This is a genomic window from Calidifontibacter terrae, from assembly GCF_054778835.1.
On the sequence record NZ_BAAGZF010000004.1, the window covers coordinates 1 to 20569 of the forward strand.

The 20569-nt window shown below is 69.0% G+C and carries 21 protein-coding genes; 13 read left to right on the top strand and 8 right to left on the bottom strand.

Annotation, left to right across the window (positions count from 1 at the left end):
* Positions 1 to 284: 284 nt before the first annotated feature.
* The 4 genes from ACYU98_RS06695 to ACYU98_RS06710 all read right to left on the bottom strand — a co-directional run bounded on the left by ACYU98_RS06695 (position 285) and on the right by ACYU98_RS06710 (position 4787).
* The gene (locus tag ACYU98_RS06695; RefSeq protein ID WP_460467426.1) at positions 285 to 617 is read right to left on the bottom strand and encodes a hypothetical protein; all 333 of its coding nucleotides are present in this window, start codon (positions 615 to 617) and stop codon (positions 285 to 287) included.
* Positions 618 to 1087: 470 nt separating this feature from the next.
* Entirely contained in the window at positions 1088 to 2029 is a 942-nt protein-coding gene (locus ACYU98_RS06700) for a DUF4192 family protein (protein ID WP_460467427.1), read from the bottom strand.
* A 337-nt stretch (positions 2030 to 2366) separates the two neighbouring features.
* The gene (locus ACYU98_RS06705) at positions 2367 to 3749 is read right to left on the bottom strand and encodes a ParB/RepB/Spo0J family partition protein (RefSeq protein WP_460467428.1); all 1383 of its coding nucleotides are present in this window, start codon (positions 3747 to 3749) and stop codon (positions 2367 to 2369) included.
* Positions 3750 to 4601: 852 nt separating this feature from the next.
* Positions 4602 to 4787: a hypothetical protein gene (locus tag ACYU98_RS06710; RefSeq protein WP_460467429.1), complete on the bottom strand. Its 186-nt coding sequence runs from the start codon at positions 4785 to 4787 to the stop codon at positions 4602 to 4604.
* Between the two features lie 200 nt (positions 4788 to 4987).
* Between ACYU98_RS06710 and ACYU98_RS06715 the strand changes: the two genes are divergently transcribed.
* On the top strand, positions 4988 to 5281 hold the full coding sequence (locus ACYU98_RS06715) for a hypothetical protein (RefSeq protein WP_460467430.1): 294 nt from the start codon (positions 4988 to 4990) through the stop codon (positions 5279 to 5281).
* Positions 5282 to 5299: 18 nt separating this feature from the next.
* On the opposite strand, the gene ACYU98_RS06720 is transcribed toward ACYU98_RS06715, so the two are convergent.
* Entirely contained in the window at positions 5300 to 6439 is a 1140-nt protein-coding gene (locus tag ACYU98_RS06720; protein WP_460467431.1) for a hypothetical protein, read from the bottom strand.
* Positions 6440 to 6656: 217 nt separating this feature from the next.
* Positions 6657 to 6875 carry a hypothetical protein gene (locus ACYU98_RS06725; RefSeq protein ID WP_460467432.1) on the bottom strand — a complete coding sequence of 73 codons (219 nt, stop codon included), beginning with the start codon at positions 6873 to 6875 and terminating at the stop codon, positions 6657 to 6659.
* Positions 6876 to 7229: 354 nt separating this feature from the next.
* On the opposite strand from ACYU98_RS06725, the gene ACYU98_RS06730 reads away from it, so the two are divergent.
* Positions 7230 to 7865, top strand: a complete 636-nt coding sequence (locus ACYU98_RS06730; protein ID WP_460467433.1) for a winged helix-turn-helix domain-containing protein — start codon at positions 7230 to 7232, stop codon at positions 7863 to 7865.
* 31 nt (positions 7866 to 7896) lie between these two features.
* Entirely contained in the window at positions 7897 to 9102 is a 1206-nt protein-coding gene (locus tag ACYU98_RS06735) for an MFS transporter (protein ID WP_460467434.1), read from the top strand.
* Here ACYU98_RS06735 and ACYU98_RS06740 read toward each other — a convergent pair.
* Both ACYU98_RS06740 and ACYU98_RS06745 read right to left on the bottom strand, forming a co-directional pair.
* Positions 9064 to 9438, bottom strand: a complete 375-nt coding sequence (locus tag ACYU98_RS06740; protein ID WP_460467435.1) for a hypothetical protein — start codon at positions 9436 to 9438, stop codon at positions 9064 to 9066. The genes ACYU98_RS06735 and ACYU98_RS06740 overlap by 39 nt on opposite strands.
* A gap of 444 nt (positions 9439 to 9882) precedes the next feature.
* Positions 9883 to 10296, bottom strand: coding sequence for a hypothetical protein (locus ACYU98_RS06745; protein WP_460467436.1), 414 nt, complete (start codon positions 10294 to 10296; stop codon positions 9883 to 9885).
* Between the two features lie 445 nt (positions 10297 to 10741).
* Between ACYU98_RS06745 and ACYU98_RS06750 the strand changes: the two genes are divergently transcribed.
* The 10 genes from ACYU98_RS06750 (at position 10742) to ACYU98_RS06795 (ending at position 20556) form a co-directional block, all read left to right on the top strand.
* Entirely contained in the window at positions 10742 to 12223 is a 1482-nt protein-coding gene (locus tag ACYU98_RS06750) for a hypothetical protein (RefSeq protein WP_460467437.1), read from the top strand.
* Positions 12220 to 13440 carry a lytic transglycosylase domain-containing protein gene (locus ACYU98_RS06755; RefSeq protein WP_460467438.1) on the top strand — a complete coding sequence of 407 codons (1221 nt, stop codon included), beginning with the start codon at positions 12220 to 12222 and terminating at the stop codon, positions 13438 to 13440. The genes ACYU98_RS06750 and ACYU98_RS06755 overlap by 4 nt, the downstream gene beginning before the upstream one ends.
* 54 nt (positions 13441 to 13494) lie before the next feature.
* Positions 13495 to 14013 carry a hypothetical protein gene (locus ACYU98_RS06760; RefSeq protein WP_460467439.1) on the top strand — a complete coding sequence of 173 codons (519 nt, stop codon included), beginning with the start codon at positions 13495 to 13497 and terminating at the stop codon, positions 14011 to 14013.
* Positions 14013 to 14702, top strand: coding sequence for a DUF6668 family protein (locus tag ACYU98_RS06765; protein WP_460467440.1), 690 nt, complete (start codon positions 14013 to 14015; stop codon positions 14700 to 14702). The genes ACYU98_RS06760 and ACYU98_RS06765 overlap by 1 nt, the downstream gene beginning before the upstream one ends.
* On the top strand, positions 14699 to 14995 hold the full coding sequence (locus tag ACYU98_RS06770; RefSeq protein ID WP_460467441.1) for a hypothetical protein: 297 nt from the start codon (positions 14699 to 14701) through the stop codon (positions 14993 to 14995). Before ACYU98_RS06765 ends, ACYU98_RS06770 begins: the two co-directional genes overlap by 4 nt.
* Positions 14996 to 15131: 136 nt before the next feature.
* The gene (locus ACYU98_RS06775) at positions 15132 to 15890 is read left to right on the top strand and encodes a hypothetical protein (protein ID WP_460467442.1); all 759 of its coding nucleotides are present in this window, start codon (positions 15132 to 15134) and stop codon (positions 15888 to 15890) included.
* Complete coding sequence (locus ACYU98_RS06780) at positions 15887 to 17167, top strand: hypothetical protein (protein ID WP_460467443.1); 1281 nt, start codon at positions 15887 to 15889, stop codon at positions 17165 to 17167. The genes ACYU98_RS06775 and ACYU98_RS06780 overlap by 4 nt, the downstream gene beginning before the upstream one ends.
* A complete protein-coding gene (locus tag ACYU98_RS06785) occupies positions 17167 to 18699 on the top strand; it encodes an SCO6880 family protein (protein ID WP_460467444.1) in 1533 nt (510 codons plus the stop codon). The genes ACYU98_RS06780 and ACYU98_RS06785 overlap by 1 nt, the downstream gene beginning before the upstream one ends.
* Positions 18696 to 20324 (top strand): hypothetical protein, encoded by a 1629-nt coding sequence (locus tag ACYU98_RS06790; RefSeq protein ID WP_460467445.1) that lies wholly within the window; start codon positions 18696 to 18698, stop codon positions 20322 to 20324. Before ACYU98_RS06785 ends, ACYU98_RS06790 begins: the two co-directional genes overlap by 4 nt.
* 1 nt (position 20325) lies before the next feature.
* Positions 20326 to 20556 carry a hypothetical protein gene (locus ACYU98_RS06795; protein WP_460467446.1) on the top strand — a complete coding sequence of 77 codons (231 nt, stop codon included), beginning with the start codon at positions 20326 to 20328 and terminating at the stop codon, positions 20554 to 20556.
* Positions 20557 to 20569: the final 13 nt, after the last annotated feature.

Below are 20569 nucleotides of genomic sequence, written 5' to 3' on the forward strand. Positions count from 1 at the left end.
CGGAGCTTGCGGAGCGCGCGCCCGGCCCTCGACTGGCAGATAACCGGGTCGGCGAAGCCGACGCCGCCATCCGGCTGCGCAGCAGCCGGCGACCGCAGGTCGCCCCTGCGCCACTCATTGGGGGACTTCGGCTGGAGCCGGCTTGGGGGCGGGGTTGGGTACCCACCCCCAAGCCGGATGCTCTGTCAGGGGAGATACGGCGTGCGCAGTTCAGCGGGCACCTGGTCGAAGTTGGCCGGGAGATCGCGCGGCCCGTTCTCCTCGTACGTCCACACGGAGAACGCTCACCGGCTGATCGCGTCGTTGGTGTCGGCGGGGCGGTTGAACGCCTGGACCGTCACATCGCCCTCGATGTAGGTGGCGACGCCATAGACGGGGGAGTCTGCGAGTCCGACCGTTGCGACGGCCAGGATCAGCAGCGGCCAGCGGCCGAGGTCGTACCCGTCGCGCCCCCACAGCGGGACGACCTGCCAGCCGTCCAGCGCATCCATCCAGTCGTATCCGTCGCCGCAGCGCGCGACGTCCGGTGACGGCAGCTCAGGCAGCGCGGCGAAATCGGTGCGGTTCTGCCCGGGGCGGAACAGGATCTCGGTGTCTCCGCTGGTGATGGTCTCCATCGGTCTTTCCTTTCGGTTGGTACCCGGTCTGACTTCTACATTATAGTGGACATAGTGGACATAGTGGAGATAGTGGAATGCTTCGGGGGTGCTGTCTTGATAGTTGAGATAGTGGAACGAGACGCGAAAAACCCCGCCAAACCGGGTCCACCCCTCCTCAAAGCTCTGAGCGCGGCCGAAGGCCGCTCCGAGCCAGTCGGGCCGGGCTTGGTGTCGCGCGGAGCTTGCGGAGCGCGCGCCCGGCCCTCGACTGGCAGATAACCGGGTCGGCGAAGCCGACGCCGCCATCCGGCTGCGCAGCAGCCGGCGACCGCGCACCTACTCCCGCCAAGCGCGACCACTCAACCCAGGCAATGAGCGCGGCCGGGCTGGTGGCCGGGGACGCGCCAGCGGACCCGGACGCCGGGCCGGCCGCGTCGGCCCCCCAGGGGCTGGGGGAGGACCCGGTTCAGGGTCCTCCCCGCCTGCGCCTAGGGCTTGCCGTTGGGGCGAATGCCCAAGGCGATGATCTGCGCCAGCAGCCGCGCCAGGGTGTGGTCTGGCTCATCGACCAACGCTTCCTCGGCGGCGGCCCGCGCGTGGATGGATGACTGGTCGTGGAACCACAGAAGCGCGGCCGCGAAGCACAGCACCGGGGCTCGCTGGCCGTTCTTTGTCCGGCCAGCGAGCCGCTGCAGGGCGATGATGTGGTCGCGTGCGGACCCTGCATCGACTGCGGCCTTGATCCGGTCGGAGTCGATGGCTACGAGTCCGTCGGTGTTTCCTCCCAGCGTCTCGGGTGTCATCGCGGCCAGGATGCTGTCCCGAATCGGGATGCTCGCCACCTGCGCCAGAATGGTGCGCGCCTGGTCGTCGGTGGGTTCCTCGCCGCGCAGGAGGGCCACGAGGGCATCGACCTCGGTCGTGGCCTCTCCGGGGGTCAGTGTGCCGTCCTGGCCCTGCCACCCCTCGGTGACGCTGGCCAGGTTCTCGTCCGGGCGGCCGTGCATCATCCGGGCGTACGTTCCAGCGTTGCTGTCGCGCGCCTCGCTGACAGTGCCGAGCGGTGCGCCGCTCTCGTCGCGGATCTGCCCGTCGCTGACGGTCATCAGGCTCACCGTCAGCGCGAGCGCTGCCAGCGGATCCGCCGCGCTCCGCGCCACCTTCATGGCTGTGTCGTGGTCGTCCCCATAGCTGACGACGAGGGCTTTGGTCGGTTGTTCGGGGGACTGCCGGGCAATGCTGCGCATCGCGTCACTGAGGCTGTCGTGCAGCTCCTCTGCTGACAGCTGCCCGACCTCGCGCATGTGCAGTGTGCACAGCATGCGCTGGTGCGCCAGCACCACAACGACGAGGGCGTTCTGCGGCACGACCTGGAGGTGGCTCTCAATCCAGCCAACGACCTCGGTGACCTTTCGGAGGTTCATGCTCATGGTGGTTGTCCTTTCGGTTGGTACCCGGTCTGACTTCTCCATTGTAGTGGACATAGTGGAGATAGTGGAATGCCTAGGGGATGCTGTCTTGATAGTTGAGATAGTGGAACGAGACGCGAAAAACCCCGCCAATCCGGGCCATCCCCTCCTCAAAGCTCTGAGCGCGGCCGAAGGCCGCTCCGAGCCAGGCGGGCCGGGCTTGGTGTCGCGCGGAGCTTGCGGAGCGCGCGCCCGGCCCTCGACTGGCAGATAACCGGGTCGGCGAAGCCGACGCCGCCATCCGGCTGCGCAGCAGCCGGCGACCGCAGGTCGCCCTGCGGTCGCCGGCCCCGGGTGGTTACTTCCTGGTGGTGCGCTTCTTGATGCCTGCGGCGCGTTCCTCGACGGGGGAGAGGGTGTAACCGTTGGCGGCCAGGAACCGCAGGTAGCGGGCGGTGTCCCTGCCGACGTCCCGCCAGGAGTGGGTGCCGGTCCCGGCTTCGGCGGCCGCGAGCACGTACCCCAGGGCCAACACGGTGGCGCGGCCCTCGGTCGCCTGGTCGAGGGCCCCTTGCGCGGCGGGGTCGCGGTAGCCGCCCCGGTGGCCGGTGAAGGCTTCGACCAGGTCGCCGCCGGTGTTCTTGTTCAGCCCGTGAGTGTCGTAGAACAGCGCGGCGGCGATGTAGGCGGCGGTGCCCTTCGGGGCGCTCTTGCGGGTGAGGAACTTGGTGACCCACTCGCGGCGTACGGTCTCGGCCGCCTTCCACGCCTTGTTGGACTCGATCACGTCGCGTCGCTGGGCGGCGGCTGCCTCCCGCTCGCTGTCGCTCATGTCGGCGACGGGCTTCTTGGTGGTGCTGCTGCTGCCGAAGCGGTCCTGGTGGCCGTGCGTGCGCCAGTCGGTGCAGACGTAGACCGGCGTGATCTGCTGGTCGCGCCAGCTACGGACGAGGTAGGCCGCGTGCCCTGCGCAGGCGGCGTGTTCCTCGACGCCGAGGCCGCCGTTGTCGTTGCCCTTGAGGTTGCTCAACTGCGCGGCCTTGCGGTCCTCGTGGCTGGGCTGGTCGATCACGGTCACGTTGGCGGCGGTCAGTGTGGCGGTCAGTTCGGCGCGGGCCTGCGCTTCGGCCCGGTCGTCGCGGATCCGCTGCAGGGTGTGGTCGAACTGTCCCTCGGTCAGCGCCTTCATCAGCCGTGCGACGGCTTCGGGGTCGTCGTCGACCTCGGCCAGGCCAGCGGCCTGGTCGATGGTGAGGGCGTCGTGGGCGCTGAGTGCGTCCCGCGCTGCCTCGGACGCGGCAGCGGCCAGGCCCGCGTTGACCTGGGCGCGCTTGTGGCCGGTGCGCTTGGCGATCTGTGCGGCGCTGAGTCCGAAGCCTGCCAACTGCTCGAACGCCGCCGCATGCTCCCCAGCGGTCAGGGCCGTGCGGTGGTCGTTCGCGGCCAGCTGGTCCACGATCCGCTCCGCATCTTCGGGGGAGGGGGAGACGTACGCCGGGATGGTGGCCACCCCGGCCTCGACGGCGGCGAGGGTGCGGCGCTGGCCGTCCACGGCGACGATGCCGCCGTCCGCGTCCCGGTAGGCCCGGATCGGCAGCAGCACGCCGCGATCCCTGACCGAGGCAATGAAGGGCTTGTCCAGGCGTGCGTCAAGGCGCACGTTCGTCCCGATGGTCACGGTGCGCGGGTCGACCTCGACCAGTTCGGTGGTGTGCTGCTGGGTGTTCTTCGTGTCGGTCACGATGGTTCCTTTCACGGAATGGGTGGTACCCGGTCTGACTTCTCCATTGTAGTGGACATAGTGGAGATAGTGGAATGCCTGGGGAATGCTGTCTTGATAGTTGAGATAGTGGAACGAGACGCGAAAAACCCCGCCAATCCGGGCCATCCCCTCCTCAAGTGCAGTGGCCGCGAAGCGGCCTCCGCATCTGAGCGCAGCGAAGAACAGCCGGGCAGCTGATGGCTGCGCGTACTCGCCCCCGGTCGTTGCGACCGGGGACGGGGTTAGTGGCGGATGCGGCGGAGGAGTTCGAGGTTGATGGCGATGAGGATGAGGTTGAGGAGTGTGTTCATCGGCGGCTCCCTGGGGTCGTGATGCGGCGGTAGAATCGGGCCCAAGGGAAGGGCCCCGGCCCGGATGACCAGGACCCTCCCTCTTGGGTTAGCGGCCAGGCCGCCGGCGTCCACGAGTTCTAGCTCGTGGGCGCCTCTCGCTTTCGCGACGACGGCTACTGACCGCGGCGCCAAGCGTCACAACCGCTGTGGCGAGCGTGACGACCGAAGTCGCCAGCTCGATCCACTGCTGGGCGTTCGACACTTGGCCTCGCCTCCCTTCTGTAGATCGCCGCCGGGCGATCCGGCGGCGGCCCGCGTGGGGCGACCCCTGACTGACGCCGTGAGGGTGGGCTGTCCAGGCCGGCCGCAGGCCGTCGCGCAGCGATCGGAGCGCAGCGGAGAGCCTTGACAGGTCGGGGTCCCCGCGGTGTCAGGCTGGGAGAGCCCTGCGCGTGCCAAACCCAGCCACGCTGAGAGCGGACCGTCGGCGGGGCGGCCGATCAGAGGCCGAAGGCCGCGGCCGCCCCGCTGAACACAGTCACGCCCGCCAGGGCGTGGCCGGGACTGACGGCTGCACCGGGCACGTCACCTGGCCCTGGTCGACGCCGGCGGCGAGGAGGTTGTGGCCGGTGGCTTCGATCGCGTCGACGGCCAGGCCAGCTGCCGCAGCGACGACCACCGCGGCCAGGAAGCGGCGGCAGCGCGAAAAGCGGGGGTTATTCATCTGAGTTGTCCTTTCGGGTCAACGATGCGTCACTGATCGACGAGAGCTCTGCGCTGCCCGTGTGTGACATCACGGGCCCGGATTTCTCGTGTCACACGAGCCCTCCGCCTCGCCCTTTTTGCGGTGATCCCGAGACCGAGACAGGAGTGGTGCTCGGCGTGCTCGTAAAATGGGTACACGTGTTCGAATAGACTCCCGGGGTGGGGCAGACGCGAGCCGAGAGGACCTGGCCGGCGCCGCGGGGCACCCGGTTCGTGTGGGTGCGCGGCGGCCGGGGCCATGCTGGGCCGGCTCGGCATCCGCTGGAGCCGCCCACGCCCGGCCTGGTCCTCGCCTGGCGCCGCCGCTCCTACGTGTGGGAGGCGTTAGTGGTGACGGCCGCGGAGGGCGAGGAACCCCCAGACGGTGACGCCGTGGTGGTGCAGCGCTGGATCCCCGCGGCCGACCTGAGACCAGTGCCGGCCGACCCGAACCGGGCGTTCGGTGCCCGCTGAAACCCCGGTGTCGGGCCGCTAGTGCTCCTCGGCCCGTCGAGCGTGAGCCCTGGCACAGGCCGGGCCGCCTGCACACCTGGTCAGGCCGGCCTCGCGGCCCTCAGCATCGCGGACGGTGATCCAGCCGTGGTCGCAGTCGTGCTCGGGAATGGCGGCCTCCTCGAGCTCGAGCTGGCGGGGATGGTCGGCGACGACGTCCAGGTCGCGCAGCAGGCCCGCCAGGAGCGCCGCCGGCCGGGTCCGGATCCGGTCAAGGGTCAGCTCGTCGAAGTTCTGACCCCGTCGACCAGCTGATCCCCGCAGCGCGATGACCACGTCTGTGGCCTCCCACGGCGCTGTGGCGGTCGCGAACCGCATCAGGGCAGGGGAGAGGCGTGAAATCGCCTCAGAACGGCACCAGGGCACGATCTGGGCCACTTCAACGGCAAGCCTGCGGGCCGCGATCCACCGCCGCCCCTCTTGTCGGGGCGGTCGCCGCGAAGCGGCGTCCTTCTTTCGACCGCTTGCGGTCGGCTTGTCGTGTGGGAGGTGAGTAGTTCGGGAGTGATGTTTCCCTCCAAAGGAGGGACCTCCTGGGGGGGTGAAAATCCCCAGGGTGCGAACAGTGGCACGGGGAATCGTGAAGGCGACCTCTGTGGACAACCCACGCTGGCGCGAGCCGGCCCGGATCAGAGGCCAGCGTTCTTCCATGGTCAGCATCCGTCCTGTCTGGATGACGACCTCGAGGCCGATCTCGCGGGCTACGAGCGCGCAGAGCTGCACCTGCCGCTTCGTGACACCAAGGACGGAGGCGATGGTGTCCGGACGGACGATGCAGCGCCGGCCGGTGGTGGGGTTGGCATAACCGGACCGCACGGTGAGATAGCGGGTTAGCAGGCTCTTGGAGACGCGGCGATGCAGCTTGTCAGCGTGCAGGGCAAGCATGGCGGGGACGATGAACGTCAGCCAGTGCTCGCGGCTCTGCCACGCGACGACGGAGGAATAGGCGCCCTCCGGGGCGACCGTTCGGTGGCCCTTGCGGGTCACCCATCGGTCGACGGCAGTGCGCTGGCCCTGGTCGTCGACGTCAACGCAGCGCATCCGCCGGCCGTGGCCGCGGTCGTCCTGGTGACGGCGTGGGAGTACGGCCGGTCGGGTCCGGCAGGTGTGCTCCACCATGCGCGCATGCTCGGGAGCACATTCGCGGTGGGCGCGCCACGCTGCATCGAGTGAGCGCGGAAGCTGGACCGGAAAATGGGTAGGAGGTATCGTGGGCAGCAAGCAGCCACCTCTCTTGGCGGAGAAGGTGAATAAGGGATCGAGCGTGAACTCGATTTCTCGGAGGGCCCCCGTTGGCGCGGGGGCCTTCGTTATGTCGCGGCACTGCCGCGAAGCGTCATCCGGTCATCGGCAGCTGCTCCTGCTGCTGGACGGGCCACCAAGTCGGCACCCCGGCGTCGTCGACGTCTATGTGGGCCATGATCTGCTCAATCACGAAGTTCTTACGGGCGCCGGTCGCGCCTGCGATCGCGTCAATGACGCTCTTCGCTTCGGGGGTGATGTCGGCGTAAAGCGGGACAGTCTCAACTCCGCGCCTCTTCGACCGTGCAGTCATGCGCGTGACGCTAGTGCAACAGCGGTTGATATCCATATGACCTCCCCCGGCGTGTCTAATGCTGAGCGCCGCGCACGAGATAACGCGACACCCCTAACACTATAGTGTTAGGGGTGTGGAGGAACAGCGGCTACACGGCTCAGCACCAACCGCAGCCGCGGTACGCGGAGGCGTGGTACGTCGTTGCGGACGCAGAACCGGTGGGCGCAACCGTCGCCAAGGTGAGGGCGGCCGCCGCGATGGCGAGCAGTTTGCGCATGGTGGCTCCCGGTGGGTTATGGACGCTGATTTCTTACTGATTCTAGAGATGACGGGGAATAGCTGTCGACAAGCGGTGACAACTAGGTTCGCACCATGACCACCACGCCTGAGGAGCGAGAGGCCAGGCTGGGCTTCTTTCTAGCGCTGTCATCACCTACTCGCGTTGCGATCATCGACGCGCTCAAGGCCAATGGGCCGATGACAGAGCCGGAGTTGGGGGCGTGGCTAGTTGCCGTAGGTGACCTGGCTCCTCAAGCCCGACCGGGTCTGCGGCGCGTGCACCTGGAGACCCTTCTGGACGCTGGGCTCGTCGAGTCGGAGGTGACTGGCACGGTCGCACGCTTCAAGGAGGGGGCAGGCCTCGCAGGTGGAGTCCACTGGACGGGGGTCGACCCTCAGGACGTCGAGTTGACCGGTGCCGCTCAAGAATTCGAGCGAGTGCTGACGGAACGACGGATCCACCGGATGCGGCACTGGGCCCGCACCCGCTGGTCCGAGTGGCCCGCGGAATGGAGCGCGCACGAGATCGCCACTGACAACGTGGCGCACTGCGAGCCAGACGAGCTCGACTGGTTGGACGGCCAGCTTCAAGACCTCATGGTGGCGTTCCGGAAGCGGGTCGAGGAGCGGCGGGCGCTGCACGGTCGGCGAGGCGAGCGACCGATCTTCCGAACGTTCGCGGTGTTCCCGTGGGGTCCTCCGCCACCGTTAGATCACGAGGCTCTGTGACGCGAGGGATGCTGTGACTCAAGGGGGGTCTGTGACTACATCTGCCGGGCAGCAGTGGTTCGCGGTCGGCACCATGCGGCGGTACGTCGCGTCGTACGGCCTCGACGCGCTTGCCGATGGCCTGTTCTTCGTCCTGTTGGGCTGGGTGGCAGCGCACAGCACGGACCGGCTGGCGGCCATTGCCGTCATCGGTGTGGCGTCGGTGCTGAAGCTCGCCGTGCTCGTTCTTGGGGGAGGGGCGGTAGGCGATCGGTGGGGCTCTGGTCGTGTTGTGGTGTGGACTCTCGCCGTCCGTGTGCTCGTTCTCGTTGTGCTAGCCACGTCGCTTTTTGGCTCGTGGCCGACAGCGGTTCTGGTTGCTGTGGCGGCCGCTTACGGCGTTGTCGACGGAGTGCACGAACCTGCGATGGAGGCGTTGAGCACCGAGGCTCCCGGTGCCCCAGAGGTGCAACGTGGTCTGCAGGGAGCACTTTCGGCCCTCCGCGAGGTCGGGCTGCTCGCGTCCGGACCGCTGGCCGGAGCAGTGATCGTCTGGCAGTCCTCAGGATGGGTGGCGCTGGTCATCGCCGCGTTGCTCGCCGTCGGCCTGGTGTTGCTGGTCGGACTCCGCCGATCGGTGCAGGGGGATCCAGAGACTGAGCTGGCACAAGGAAGCCTTTGGTCCTCGGCACGCTCGGGATGGAGGGACGCCTGGAGGGTGCCCGCGCTGCGGCGGATTTTGATCCTGTTCTTCGCCGCAAACGTGGTTCTCACACCGCCGATCGTGGCGGGCGTGCCCCTGCTGGCACGTCTTCACCACTGGTCTGCGCTCGAGTTCGGTGTCGTCGACGGCGGATACGCAGCCGGCGCATTGGTCGGCGCTTTAACCATCGCCAGGTTCGGCGATCGCGTGCAGCGCCCGATGCGTGCCGCCCTGTTCTCGCTGATCCCCACGGCTGCTGCCCTCGCCATCCTCGGCTGGCCCTCATCGTGGGTAGCCGCGGCTGTCGTCTGCGTGGTGGCGGGATTCAGCACCGGGTTCGGACCCGCGGTGCTGGGCGGAACGCTCAAGGAAAGGACGCCGGCCGGGTTGCAGGGCCGTGTGCAGGCCGTGCGTTCGACGGCGGTAGTGGCTGGCGGCCCGACAGGGTTCGTGCTGTTTGCCGCTGTGGTCGGGCTCGCCGGCGTGCCGTGGGCTCTGACCGTGCTTGCTGCGGTGCTAGTGCTGGTCCTCGCCGGCTTGAGCATCACCGAATAGGACTTGTTTGCGCAGCTGCTCGAGGTCGGCGTCGAGCTGGCGGTTGATCCGACGTCTGGCGGCCGCGGAGAAGAAGTAGATCGGACTGACGTCGAAGGCCAGGGCGAGGCCGAGCAACTTCTGAGCGGTCGGGTTGGCTGTCGATCCACTGCTGAGCTGCTGGACGTAGGCCCGTGTCATGGGGACACCCTTGCGCCGAACCTGGGCGGCAATCTCATCATCGGACCAAGCGACTAGCTCCCCGTTCGGCGACAGATGAAGCCGGACCTCGCGCAACCGGGCGAGGTGGTCCGCGACACCGTCGAAGGCGTACGGCGCGTCGCTGTCCGCCGTCATTTACCTACCCACCTCTAGTCGTTCGCGTGGACTGCTCTAGTCGTTCGCGTGGACTGACCGAGATGAGTCAACCACGGCTCCGGTGTCGACTGTCCAGGGCTGTATGACGCGGTCGAACCCGGGAGGTCAAGCCCACTCACAGAGCAAGTAAAGAGACCGTAATTTCTGAGTCGCTCGCCTTGATGAAAATATCTTGTCGGGCAAGACTCGACGCGTTCAACGACAAGTTGCGCACGCGAAGGGGACCGGGATGGTGGATCAGGGGAGCGCGCTTCAGGCAGTCGAAGACTGCCTGGTCTGGGAGCAGATGTGCCGCGCGTACTTGGGACGGCATCCCGCAGACGACGAAGATCCGGATGCGCTTCTGCGAGAGATGCTGAACGCAGTGGGGGCGGCTGCAGTGCCGCTCGAGTTGGGACGGCGGATCCTGCGGCCCCCGGCCGCCTAGTTGGGCGTGCGAGCAGTGGCGAAGCCATCAAGCAGCGAGACAACCGTGGCCAACTGCTCAGGTGTCAAGTGTCGTATGCGGTCCTGCACATCCGAGACCACTGCTTCGCGCGCGTCGATACCCCGCCCGGCACCGGCCTTGATCGCCGCGTTGAGCTGGTCGTCGAAGAAGAACCCCACCGGTATGGCGAAGGCGCGAGCGATCGCAGCAACCAGCGCTCCCGAGGGGTTGGACCGGAGTCCTTGGCGAAGCTGGTTGGCGTACGACACCGACAGGCGCGTCTCGTCGCCAGCAGCAGCCGCTGCCTCGTTGACCAGGGCGACCATCCGTTCGGTCGTCATCCGACGGTTGTTGGCGTCGGGGATCGTGGCCAGACACCACCGAAGCTCCGTCGTGAAATCTCCTGGCACCTCGCCGCGATCCCTTCGCCTCTTGGTACTGACTGCCATCCGCATGCGCATTCAACTACCCCATCCAAGCAGTTAGCCACTGATCGAGCTGGTTCCCTCAGCCGCTTTGCTGCTATAGCATTAGTGCTATGGAGGTATTTGGGCAAGGGTTCAGCCTGCGCATAAGCGATGGACGGTACAACTCGATCGCAGAGGAAGTCCTCTCCGAGGCCCTGACTCAGGCCGCCAAGCAGTACGCCGCTCGTGCCGCCGCTGCCGCCCTTGCCGTGACTTTCGACGAGCGAGGTTCTGTCGTGTCCTCCACGATGAGCTCCCTTGACGCCTGGCACGAAGCCACGCTGCGTCACGAGCACGCTCTCGCCCTCTTGGGGTCCGCTTGTCGAGCGGACACATCGGTGTCTACCCGCCCCTCCTCAGTCGATCTCCTGCCGGGAGAAGGCGCGTAATGGACGGCACTGTCGATATCGCCCGGGTGCCGGTGTACCCGGTCGTGCGGTTGGAGCTGCGTGACGAGGGGGAGCAGTTCACGGGTCTCGCAGACGGCGCGCCGGTCGGTAGTGGACCTGACGAAGGACCCGTGCGGGACGCGCTCATCGCGCACGCAGCTGGTGTGGCAGCGAACCGGCCCGGAGTCCAGGCGGTGCGTGCCATCGGGACGTGGGGTGAGGGCCACTACGAGATGGTCGTCACTGGTGACGGCACTGTGCTGGACCAGACCGCGACAGAGCCGGGCCGTGGCCAGCAGGGTCGCCGGCGAAAGTGGCTGCCGCTGGCCCTGGCGGGGGGAGTGGCGATACCGGCGCTGGTCGCTGCGGTTGTCACGATCTCCTCGGCCCCAGCCGAGACACGCGCCGCGACGACCAGTGCAGCGGCACCCACGCGGGCCACGCCGACACCGACACAGCTGCCCGTCCAGGCACCCTCGGGATGGTCGGCGGTGGCGACCTGGTCGACGCAGACCGCGGACCTGTCGAGCGGGCTGACACCAGCGGTGGCTGGAGACACCGTGGTGGTGCCCACCGGCGATGGGTCACGAGTCTCCGGAGTGAACGCGATCACGGGGGGAACCGTCTGGACCGCCAAAACGGGTGACCCGGTGAGCGCCGGGGTGACGATGTCGCTCCTGGATGGTCACCCGGTCGCGGTCGCGACGACCTCGACGTCGGTGTTCGCGTGGGATCCCCGCAGTGGTGCTCAGCGCGGGAAGTGGGCGCTGCCCAGTGATGGAGCGGTCCGGGTGACGCCCTCGGGCGTGGTGATCCAAGGCCCTGGCCCGCACGCATCGATCGCGACTGGCAAGGGGCTGCAGGGGCGAGTACTCCCGGCCGGCGCCTCAGCGGTGGGGGTCAGCGGCACGAGGTTGCTCGTGGCGGGGAGTCAGGGCGTGTGGACCGTGTCTTCGGACAGGGTCGCTGGTAACCCGAAGCCGCTGCCTGCGACGAAGGGGCTGTCGTGGCGCGGAGTCGTCGGGCAGACCAGCCGAGGCTTCGTAGCGGCGTACGGCGCCACGGACGGCACCCAGGTCGAGCTGCACTTGGTCGACTTCACCGGCAAGACGGTGTGGGCGTCTAAGCCGGTCCCGACTGACGAGGGCGGTGACCCTGCACAGCCGGCGCTGCGCGTCGCGCCGTCCGGGACGTATGGCGTGTATGGCACGTCGGTGGTGGATCTGACGTCGGGTGCAGCGCACGCGCTGCCGGCCTCCTGGCAGACCACGGGGCTGGGGTCGGTGGTGTACGGCGTCACCGAGGCCGGAACGGCTTGGGTCGACCCGGCGACTGGGTCGGTGCACACGGCCGCTGCTGCCGATGGAACGGAGCCGGTAGGGCCGGTCGGGGACGCCGGCGGCCTGGCACTGATCTGCACTGCCGACGGCCACCAGCCGATGTTGTACGCCGTTGCGCGCGAAGGCGGTGGCGCGCGGTGAAGTCGCTGGCGGCGCTGTTCGCGGGGCTGATGTTCCTGGTCGTCCTGTTCTCGGCCATGGGTGGGCAGTCGGCGCACACCACACTGGCCGCACAGAACCAGTGCGGCGACGTCGCCGTGGCGGTATCACCGGTGACGGTGAGCCCCGCGGACGCGACACTTCCAGGCGATCCCACCTCCTCGAGCTCGCCGGCAGGCTTCCCGTTGCCAGCGCCGGGGACCCCGCGCAAGGACTCGATCGGTCGCCCCGCTGCATCGATCCCGGCTGACTGGCAGGCGGCGTATCAGCGCGCCGGGGCCAAGTACGGGCTCCCTTGGACGTTGCTGGCGGGTATCGGGATGGAAGAGACCGAGCAGGGCCGCAACATCCACGCTTCGGTCGCCGGCGCGCAGGGGCCGATGCAGTTCATGCCCGCCACCTGGGCCTCGGTCGGAGTCGACGGGGACGGCGACGGGAAAACCGACATTCTCTCGGTGCCGGACGCGATCTTCACCGCTGCGCACTACCTGGTGCTCAGCGGCGCTTCGAAGGGCACGGCGGGGGTCCGCAAAGCGGTCTACGCCTACAACCACGCCGACTGGTACGTGAACGACGTCCTGTACTACGCCCAGCAGTACGGCGGCGGCACGGTCAGCGGCGGGGACGACTGCACCGTCGGTCAGGGCGACGGTTCAGCGGCCGCGCTGCAGGCCACGGTGCGGGCCTGGGCGTACCCGACCGGTGTCGACGGTCGGCTCACTCCGAAACCGGGGTACGCGGCCGCGATCGCCACTGCGAAGAGCTCGGGCGGGTTCTACGGCTACTTCCCGGGCGAGATCCCGGCAGGACGACCCGACGGGATCCACTGCAGCGCGTTTGTGTCGTTGGTGATGACGGTGTCGGGCTGGGACACCAACTACAACCACGGCGGCCGGCAGGCCGAAGGAGCCGGGTTCGTCCCTACTCAGCTGGCCTGGATGCAGCAGCACTGGCAGTTCCTCGGCTACGGCAACCAGCTGAGCAAGTCGCAGCTGCGGCCGGGCGATGTCGGGATCTCGAACAACTTTGCGCTGACCCACGTGTGGCTGTTCATCGGCTCCGTCCCGGGGCTGCAGGGCGACTACGCGGAAGCGAGCTACGCCTACGGCTCCTCGATGGGCTTCGCCCCGCAGGCGCGGTCCTCCGCGGGAGTGCTCTACGCGAGCAACGGCGGCGCGATGTATTTCCGGCGCAAGTGACCGGCAGGCGAGAGGCAAGAGGAGGAGTCGCACGTGATGAGAAGGAACAACCGAGTGCGTATGGCATGTATGGGCGGTGCGGCCGCGGTGCTGCTCGCTGGTTGCGGTGGGGGCGGCTCGACCGCGGCCTCCGGGGCGGGCTCGGGGAGCTTGTCGCCGGCGGGGTCCGCCTCGTCGACGAGCTCCGCGGGTGATGCCTTGGCGTCGTCGAACCCGCCGGTGTCACGCAAGACGACGTTCGCTGTTCCGCCGGCTGCGTTGTCGCAGGCGAAGGCGTACGTGACGGCGCTGGTTCACACCCGCGGTGTGCCGCGTCAGACGTGGGCGGACGCGGTAGCGAAGTACGCCGTGCCGGGGTTGCGGCACAGCATCGACCTGACCGACCCCGCGCAGATCCCCGAGCAGAAGGTGACGGGGGAACCGGTGGTGCTGTCCAGCAGCGCGCTGGGGAACACGGTCGTGTTCGTCCCGACCTCGGCGCGGGGCTGGACGCTCACGCTGATCACCGGGTCAGGCCCGGTGCTGGTCGAGGCGTCGACGCCCGGCCGCGTGACCGGTGGGGGCGGTCAGTGATGTTCGGCCGTGGAGGGCGACCGTCGGCCGCGGGGACCAACCCCTTCCTGGCCCCGAAGGCGACCGGTGCCAGCACGCAGGTGCTGGACCGTGACGCCGGCGACGTCGACGAAGCCCTGGTGATGACGACGGGCCCCGCCGAGCCCACCGGTGCTCCAGCACCGCAGGACCCGCCGTTGCGGGTGCCGACCCAGCTGGTCGACCCGCCGTTCGGTGCGGTGCTGCAGCTGGTTGGGCTGCACGGCGGCGCTGGGGTCACCACGCTGGCCGGCGTGCTCGGTGACAGCGCGCTGGACACCGGGGTGGGCCTGGACCTGGCCGCGGCAGGAGTGCCGGTGGTGCTGGTGGCTCGCACCCACGCGCACGGGCTTGATCTGGCCGCGAGGGCAGCACGCCAGTGGGCCTCCGGTGGCCTGGTTGGCCTGCCACTGCTGGGGGCGGTCCTGGTCGACGACGGCCCCCGGGTGGGGGAGGCGATGAGCCGTACCGCGCTGTCGGTGTCGCGGGCGTTCCCCCGCACCTGGCGCATCGAGTGGGTGGAGGGCTGGCGATCGCAGCTGGCTCCGACCGATGGGCCAGCGCGGGTGCGCCGGGCCCGCAAAAGCCTTCTGGGTCAGGCGCAGCGCGCCGCCCGGGTGGGAAGTACACCAATCAGTTCACACACACAGAGAGAGGCGGACCAGTCATGAGCATGACTGCCGTTATGAGTCACCCGGCGATGGCCGGTGTCCACGAAGCCGTTGTCGCGGTGGGTCAGCGCCCGCCGGGCACCGGCAAGCTGACCACCATCTTGGGATGGGTCGCGTTCCTGGTCGGTGTCGCACTGATCGGGGCGTTCTTCGCCGGCACCGGCAAGGCCGGTATGTCTGCGCTGCGTCACGGCCAGGTCGACGGAGCGATGGGCCCGGTGATCGCTCTGATCGCCGGGGTGTTCCTGACCGCAGGGTCGGCCCTGTTCGGCGTGCTGGGAATCAGCAGCTGATGAAGCCGAAGGGCGGTGCCCGGTCCGCTATTTCCCTCCACCCCGCCTCTGTCTGTGAGTGCGGTGGATCGGGCACCGTCCTTCTCATCGACCCCTCGGCCGCCTGGCCGGCCCTGAATGCACTCGGAGGTACGCGGTGAACGAAGACAGCAACAGCAACGACGACTCGGGCCTGGGCAAGGCGTGGTGGGCCTCGGCGGTGGTGGTCCTCGCGGTGCTGGCAGGACTGGTGGCGGTTCTGTTGAACCGCCACCACGACAGCACCGGCCAGACCGCGCCCAGCTCGTCGGCGGCCTCTTCTGCTGCCTCGAGTGACGCGTCGACGGCCACGTCGTCGACCACGGGGGCAACGGCTCCGGTGGGGGATTCCTGGCCCGACGCGGGGTGCAACGGTAGTTCCGGCTCCTCTGGAGCCCCGCAGCAAGCGTTGCTGGCGGTGACGTGGCAGCCGGTCGGGACGGTGTCGTTGCCCTCCTCGAAGGACCTGGGTCCCACCACGGTGAACGGGCCGGTCAGGAGCTGCTTCCAGCACTCGCCCGCGGGAGCGGTCGTAGCGGCTGCCAACACCTTCGGGGCGTTGACGGCGAGCAACTTCCGTCAGGTGTTGACGCAGCGGATGACCGCCGGGACCGGGCGTGACCAGACGATGGCAGACACTCAGGCGACGGACTTCGAGGGCGGCATCGGCCAGTTCCAGGGGTACAAGCTCAACGGTTGCTCCCCGACCGCGTGCAACCTGTCGCTGGCGGTGCAGTCCTCGGGCTTGTGGGGCCAGGAGGATTTCAGCCTGGTCTGGAGCGGGGGCGACTGGAAGCTCAACGGTGACTACCCGTTGGCGCAGATCGGCCCGATGTCTGGCGGTTTGCCGCAGGGATGGGTCGCGTGGACGCCATGAGTCACCCCGTCGTAGCGGTAGCGCCGATCAAGGAGCTCTGCATCACCCCGAGCTGTCTCGCCAAGAGCGCAGCCAACTCGATGATCCAGGAGTTGGTGCAGGCCTTCGGCAAGGCGTGCATCGCGATGCTGCGGTTCTTGTCGACGTTCTGGATGCAGACCCCCTCACCGACCGTGGCCACCACCAGCGGGGGGTGGCACACGGTGTCGACGATCTCCCAGCTGCAGGGGTGGTTGGGGCCGTTCACCGCACTCATCGCGATCGGCAGCTTCTCGGTGGCGGTCGGGCGTGTTGGGATCACCGGCCGGGGTGAGGACGCCCGCAAGGTCGTGCGCCAGCTCGCCGCGGTTGCGGCGGGCACGCTGGTGATCACCGCGGTGACGCAGTTGCTGATCGAGGCCGGGGACGAGTTCTCGCCGTGGATCATCTCCCGGGCCGCGGGTGGCGGCGATCCCTCGAAGGGGATGGACACGCTGATCAGCACCGGGTTCGGGTCGGGCGTCCCAACCCAGAACATCGGGCTGTGGCTGATCGTGTTCATCCTGGCGATCCTGGGCGCGATCGCCCAGTGCATCTTCATGATCGTGCGGGGCGCCACGTTGATGGTGCTGATGGTGTTCGTGGCCCCCGTCGCTGCGGGTGCCGCCACCGATGAGGGGTGGGCCCGGTTCAAGCGGTTCGGGATGCTCATCGTCGGGTTCGCGCTCTACAAGCCGGTGGCAGCGATCATCTATGCCACCGGAATCATGCTGATGTCCAAGCCGTCTGGCGGCGCGGCCGGCGGGACCGGTGATGTGAAGAACGCCCTCTACGGGCTCACCATCATGGTGCTGGCGGCCCTGGCCCTGCCGGCGTTCATCAAGTTCCTGATGCCGATCGCGGCGATGGGTTCGTCGAGCATGTTCTCCGGCGCTGCGGTGGCGGGAGTAGTCGCCGCCGGCGCTGCGATCGTCGCCACCGGTGGCGCCGCTGGGGGCGCCTCGGCCGGCGGCGCGGGAGCAGCCGGCACCGCCGGCACGGCCGGCACCGCGGGCACGGCCGGCAACACGGGGGGCACCGGGACTGGTCAGGCCGGACCGAGCGGAGGCGGCGGCCCAGGCGGGCCCCCGGGAGGACCGGGGACGGGATCTTCGGGCGCCGACGGCGCCGACGTCATGCCCTCGGGCGGAAGCGACACCAACCAGCACGGCGGCGGCCGCCAGTTCGCCAACGCGATGGCAGGGGGGTCGCGCGACGTGGCCTCCGCAGTGAACTCAGCAGAAGTGGAGGACGAGTGATGAGTGATGTGACCACCGACGATGAGGTGCGGTTTGGGCAGCTGATCGAACCGAAGATGCCCGGGTTGGGACGGCTCGGGGCGGGTGCGTCGGTCTTCCTGGTGATCGCCGCCGCGGTGCTGATGATCTTGTGCATGGTCAACCTGTGGGTCGGCCTCGGCTGGGCCATTTTCGCGATGGCCGCGGTCGCCCCTGAGGCGTTCCCGACCAAGGACGGGTACGGCCGGTACCAGTCGATCTGGCGCGGCCACAAGCACAAGGCCGCGGTGCGCAGCGGTCACAACCTCGTCCGGCAGGGCCCGGTCGGGCACGTCCCGGACGGGTCGTGCCGACTGCCGGGAGTGGCAGCCGCCACCCGCCTGGAGACCCACCTCGACGTGCACGGGCATGAGTTCGGGCTGATCGTGTGGGAGAAGGCCGAGCTGTACTCGGTGGTGATCCAGACGTCCCCGCCCGGGCTGTCCGGGATCGACAAGAGCGACAAAGACAACGCCGTGGCGCACTGGGCGGCGTGGCTGGCCAACCTGAACACGATCGAGGAGCTGGTCGGCGCCTCGGTGGTGGTGGAGACCGTCCCGGACTCCGGTCAGCGCCTCTCCCGGGCGCTGGACCGCGGCCGCGCGACGGAGGAGTCGGTGCCGCCGGCCTCCCGCGTGGTGGTCGAGCAGATCCGCTCCTCCTACCGGGTCGGGTCACCGGAGCTGTCCTGCCGGATCACGTTGACGCTGTCGGCCCGCGGTGGCCACGAGGAGTCGGGGCGCTCGAGCGCTGAGATGGCCGAGCAGATCGGCGACATGCTGCCGTCGTGGACGTCCTCGCTGGACATGACCGGAGCCGGTACCGGTGCCCGACCCTGCACCGCGGCGGAGATCACCGACCAGGCGCGGGTCGCCTTCGACCCTTCCGTCGCTGAGCTCGTCGAGGAGGTGCGCCTGGCGGGGGAGTCCACCGGGATCGACTGGCAGGACGCCGGCCCGGTGTACGCCACCAATCAGCGCGACACCTACGTGCACGAGACGGCGTTCTCGCGCACCTGGCAGATGCGCCAACCGCCCCGCGGGGCGTTCTTCGCCGAGACGCTGCAGTCGCTGCTGCGTCCGCACAAAGACATCTCGCGCAAGCGGGTCACGTTGCTGTTCCGCCCGGAGAGCCCCGCGGCCTCGGCGGCGGCCGCGGACAACGAGATCAAGAAGGCGACCTTCAAGGCGACCTCGGGTCGGCGGGCGAAGGCCGGCGCGAAAGCGCAGCTGGAGGCCGCCGAGATGACCGCGAAGCAGGAAGCGCTCGGGTCGCCGCTGATCCGGGTGTCGATGCTGGTCACGGTGACCGCGTTCGACGCGGACGAGCTGCGCCGCGCGGCCCGCGCGGTGCGTTCGGGACTGTCCGCCCAGGCGCGGATCCTGCTGCGGTTGCCGCGCGGCTCGCAGGACCTGGCGTTCGTCACCGCCCTGCCGTTGGGCCTGGTCCCGCAGGTGCACGTGCGCGCTCCCAGCCGCACCAGCAAGGGCGAACTCGTGGAGGACGTGGCATGAGCACCCAGCAGGCAGCTGGCGCGTTCGGCCAGCGCAGCCGGGCCGCCTCGTCGCGGCGGCAGCTGCGCGCCGCGGAGAAGGCCCGGCAGCGCAAGCACCACGGCCTGTGGGCGCGGATCTTCGCCCGGCACCAGCGGGCGGCACCGGCCCGGCGCGAGCTGGAGCCGACCCGGTTTGGGTGGGAGATCCCCGGTGGCGGGTCGACGGTCATCCTCGATTCACCGCCGGAGTTTCGTGCGCCGTGCTGTCAGATCGCCGGCCTGTACCCGTTCAGCGCCGGCGGCACGCTGGCGATGGTCGGCACCGCTCTGGGTCCGCATCTGGACGGGCGCGGGGTGGTGTGCGCTGATCCGGTCAGCTTCTTCGTGCACGGGCTGATCAACAACCCGTCCGCGTTCGTCCTGGGCCGCCCCGGCCTGGGCAAGTCCAGCCTGGTGCGGCACATCCTGGTGCAGCTGCCGGACAAGGGCATCATCCCGCTGGTGCTGTCGGACTTGAAGGGCGAGCACGTCGGTTTGATCCGCAATGCGCTGGCCGGGCAGGTCATCGCCCCCGGGCGTGGGCTGGAGTACGTGAACCCTCTCGACCTGGGACCGCTGGCGGACCGGCTGGCGGAGTTGCCGGAGGAGCTGCGGCGCAAGGCGGTCGGGGACATGGAGGGCCGGCGGCAGAACACGATGGCCGGGCTGTGTGAGCTGGCGCTGGGCCGCCGGTTGGAGGCGCACGAACGCAACGTGCTCAACGGCGCGATCCTGGGCTGGGTGGCGCAGAACCCCGGCCAGACGCCCGTGGTCGCTGACCTCCTGGTCTACGTGCAGTCCCGCCCGCAGAACCTGGCGGTGATCGTGCAGTCCCGCGGGGAGACCGCCCGGTACGACACCCGGGTGGAGCACCTGGTCGACGCGCTGCTGGCGTTGGCCGGCGACGGTGTCTTCGGCGACGTGTTCGCCCACCCCACCACCACCCCGCTGCAGATGCACGCCCCGGCGGTGTTCGACCTGTCCGCGGTCGACGCGATGGATCAGACGCTGCAGGCTGGCCTGCAGCTGGTGTGCTGGTCGTACGGGTCGGCCGCGGTCACCGCGGCCAAGTACCTGGCCGATGCCGGGCTGGCACCGCGGCGCACCTACTGCATGTTGATGGACGAGCTGTGGAAGGCGCTGCGCGCCGCCGAGTTCATGGTCGACCGGGTGGATGAGATCACCCGCCTCAACCGGACCCTGAACCTGGCGCAGGTGCTGATCACGCACACCATGAACGACCTGAAACTGTCGACGCCGGACGCGACCGAGAAGGCGTTCGGGTTCGTCGCCCGCTCCGAGATGGTCTACCTCGGCGGCCTCGCGCCCGGCGAGATGGGCAACCTGCAACAGGTGTTTGCGATGTCCCGCAAAGAGGAGGGGTGGGTGACGTCCTGGTCGACGCCGGGGCGCACCAACCCGACCACCGGGGAGACCGACCCGCCCCCTGGGCGCGGGAAGTTCCTGCTGAAGATCGGCAAGGACACCGGCATCCCCTTCCAGGTGCAGCTGGTCGAGGCCGAGAAGGCCCTCAACGACACCAACACCAACTGGCAGCACACCATCGATTCGCTGACCCTCAACCTCGCCAAGAAGCAGGCCTGAGGTGTGGACCGCGCGCCGACAGGCGTGGTGGGTGGCCGAGGTGGCGCTCCTGACCGCAGCGGTGTTCGGGGCGATCGTGTGCGCCGTGCTGGCTGCGCGAGCCGCCGGCTGGGGCGGTTCCGGTCTGAGGGCGCGGCTGCTGGCCGAAACGGCGGGCGGGTTCCTGATGTGTGCCGGCTGCGCGGGCGTGCTGGTGCGCACCCGTGCGCGCCGGTGGTCGACGAGCAACTGACAAGGGGCGTGTG

Excerpts from the sequence above, each read along its gene's own strand:
- ACYU98_RS06750 (WP_460467437.1), top strand. The coding sequence starts at position 10,742 with ATGGACGGCACTGTCGATATCGCCCGGGTGCCGGTGTACCCGGTCGTG.
- ACYU98_RS06730 (WP_460467433.1), top strand. The coding sequence starts at position 7,230 with ATGACCACCACGCCTGAGGAGCGAGAGGCCAGGCTGGGCTTCTTTCTA.
- ACYU98_RS06740 (WP_460467435.1), bottom strand. The coding sequence starts at position 9,438 with ATGACGGCGGACAGCGACGCGCCGTACGCCTTCGACGGTGTCGCGGAC.
- ACYU98_RS06710 (WP_460467429.1), bottom strand. The coding sequence starts at position 4,787 with ATGAATAACCCCCGCTTTTCGCGCTGCCGCCGCTTCCTGGCCGCGGTG.
- ACYU98_RS06765 (WP_460467440.1), top strand. The coding sequence starts at position 14,013 with ATGTTCGGCCGTGGAGGGCGACCGTCGGCCGCGGGGACCAACCCCTTC.
- ACYU98_RS06725 (WP_460467432.1), bottom strand. The coding sequence starts at position 6,875 with ATGACTGCACGGTCGAAGAGGCGCGGAGTTGAGACTGTCCCGCTTTAC.
- ACYU98_RS06780 (WP_460467443.1), top strand. The coding sequence starts at position 15,887 with ATGAGTCACCCCGTCGTAGCGGTAGCGCCGATCAAGGAGCTCTGCATC.
- ACYU98_RS06720 (WP_460467431.1), bottom strand. The coding sequence starts at position 6,439 with ATGGTGGAGCACACCTGCCGGACCCGACCGGCCGTACTCCCACGCCGT.
- ACYU98_RS06790 (WP_460467445.1), top strand. The coding sequence starts at position 18,696 with ATGAGCACCCAGCAGGCAGCTGGCGCGTTCGGCCAGCGCAGCCGGGCC.
- ACYU98_RS06785 (WP_460467444.1), top strand. The coding sequence starts at position 17,167 with ATGAGTGATGTGACCACCGACGATGAGGTGCGGTTTGGGCAGCTGATC.
- ACYU98_RS06695 (WP_460467426.1), bottom strand. The coding sequence starts at position 617 with ATGGAGACCATCACCAGCGGAGACACCGAGATCCTGTTCCGCCCCGGG.
- ACYU98_RS06700 (WP_460467427.1), bottom strand. The coding sequence starts at position 2,029 with ATGAGCATGAACCTCCGAAAGGTCACCGAGGTCGTTGGCTGGATTGAG.
- ACYU98_RS06770 (WP_460467441.1), top strand. The coding sequence starts at position 14,699 with ATGAGCATGACTGCCGTTATGAGTCACCCGGCGATGGCCGGTGTCCAC.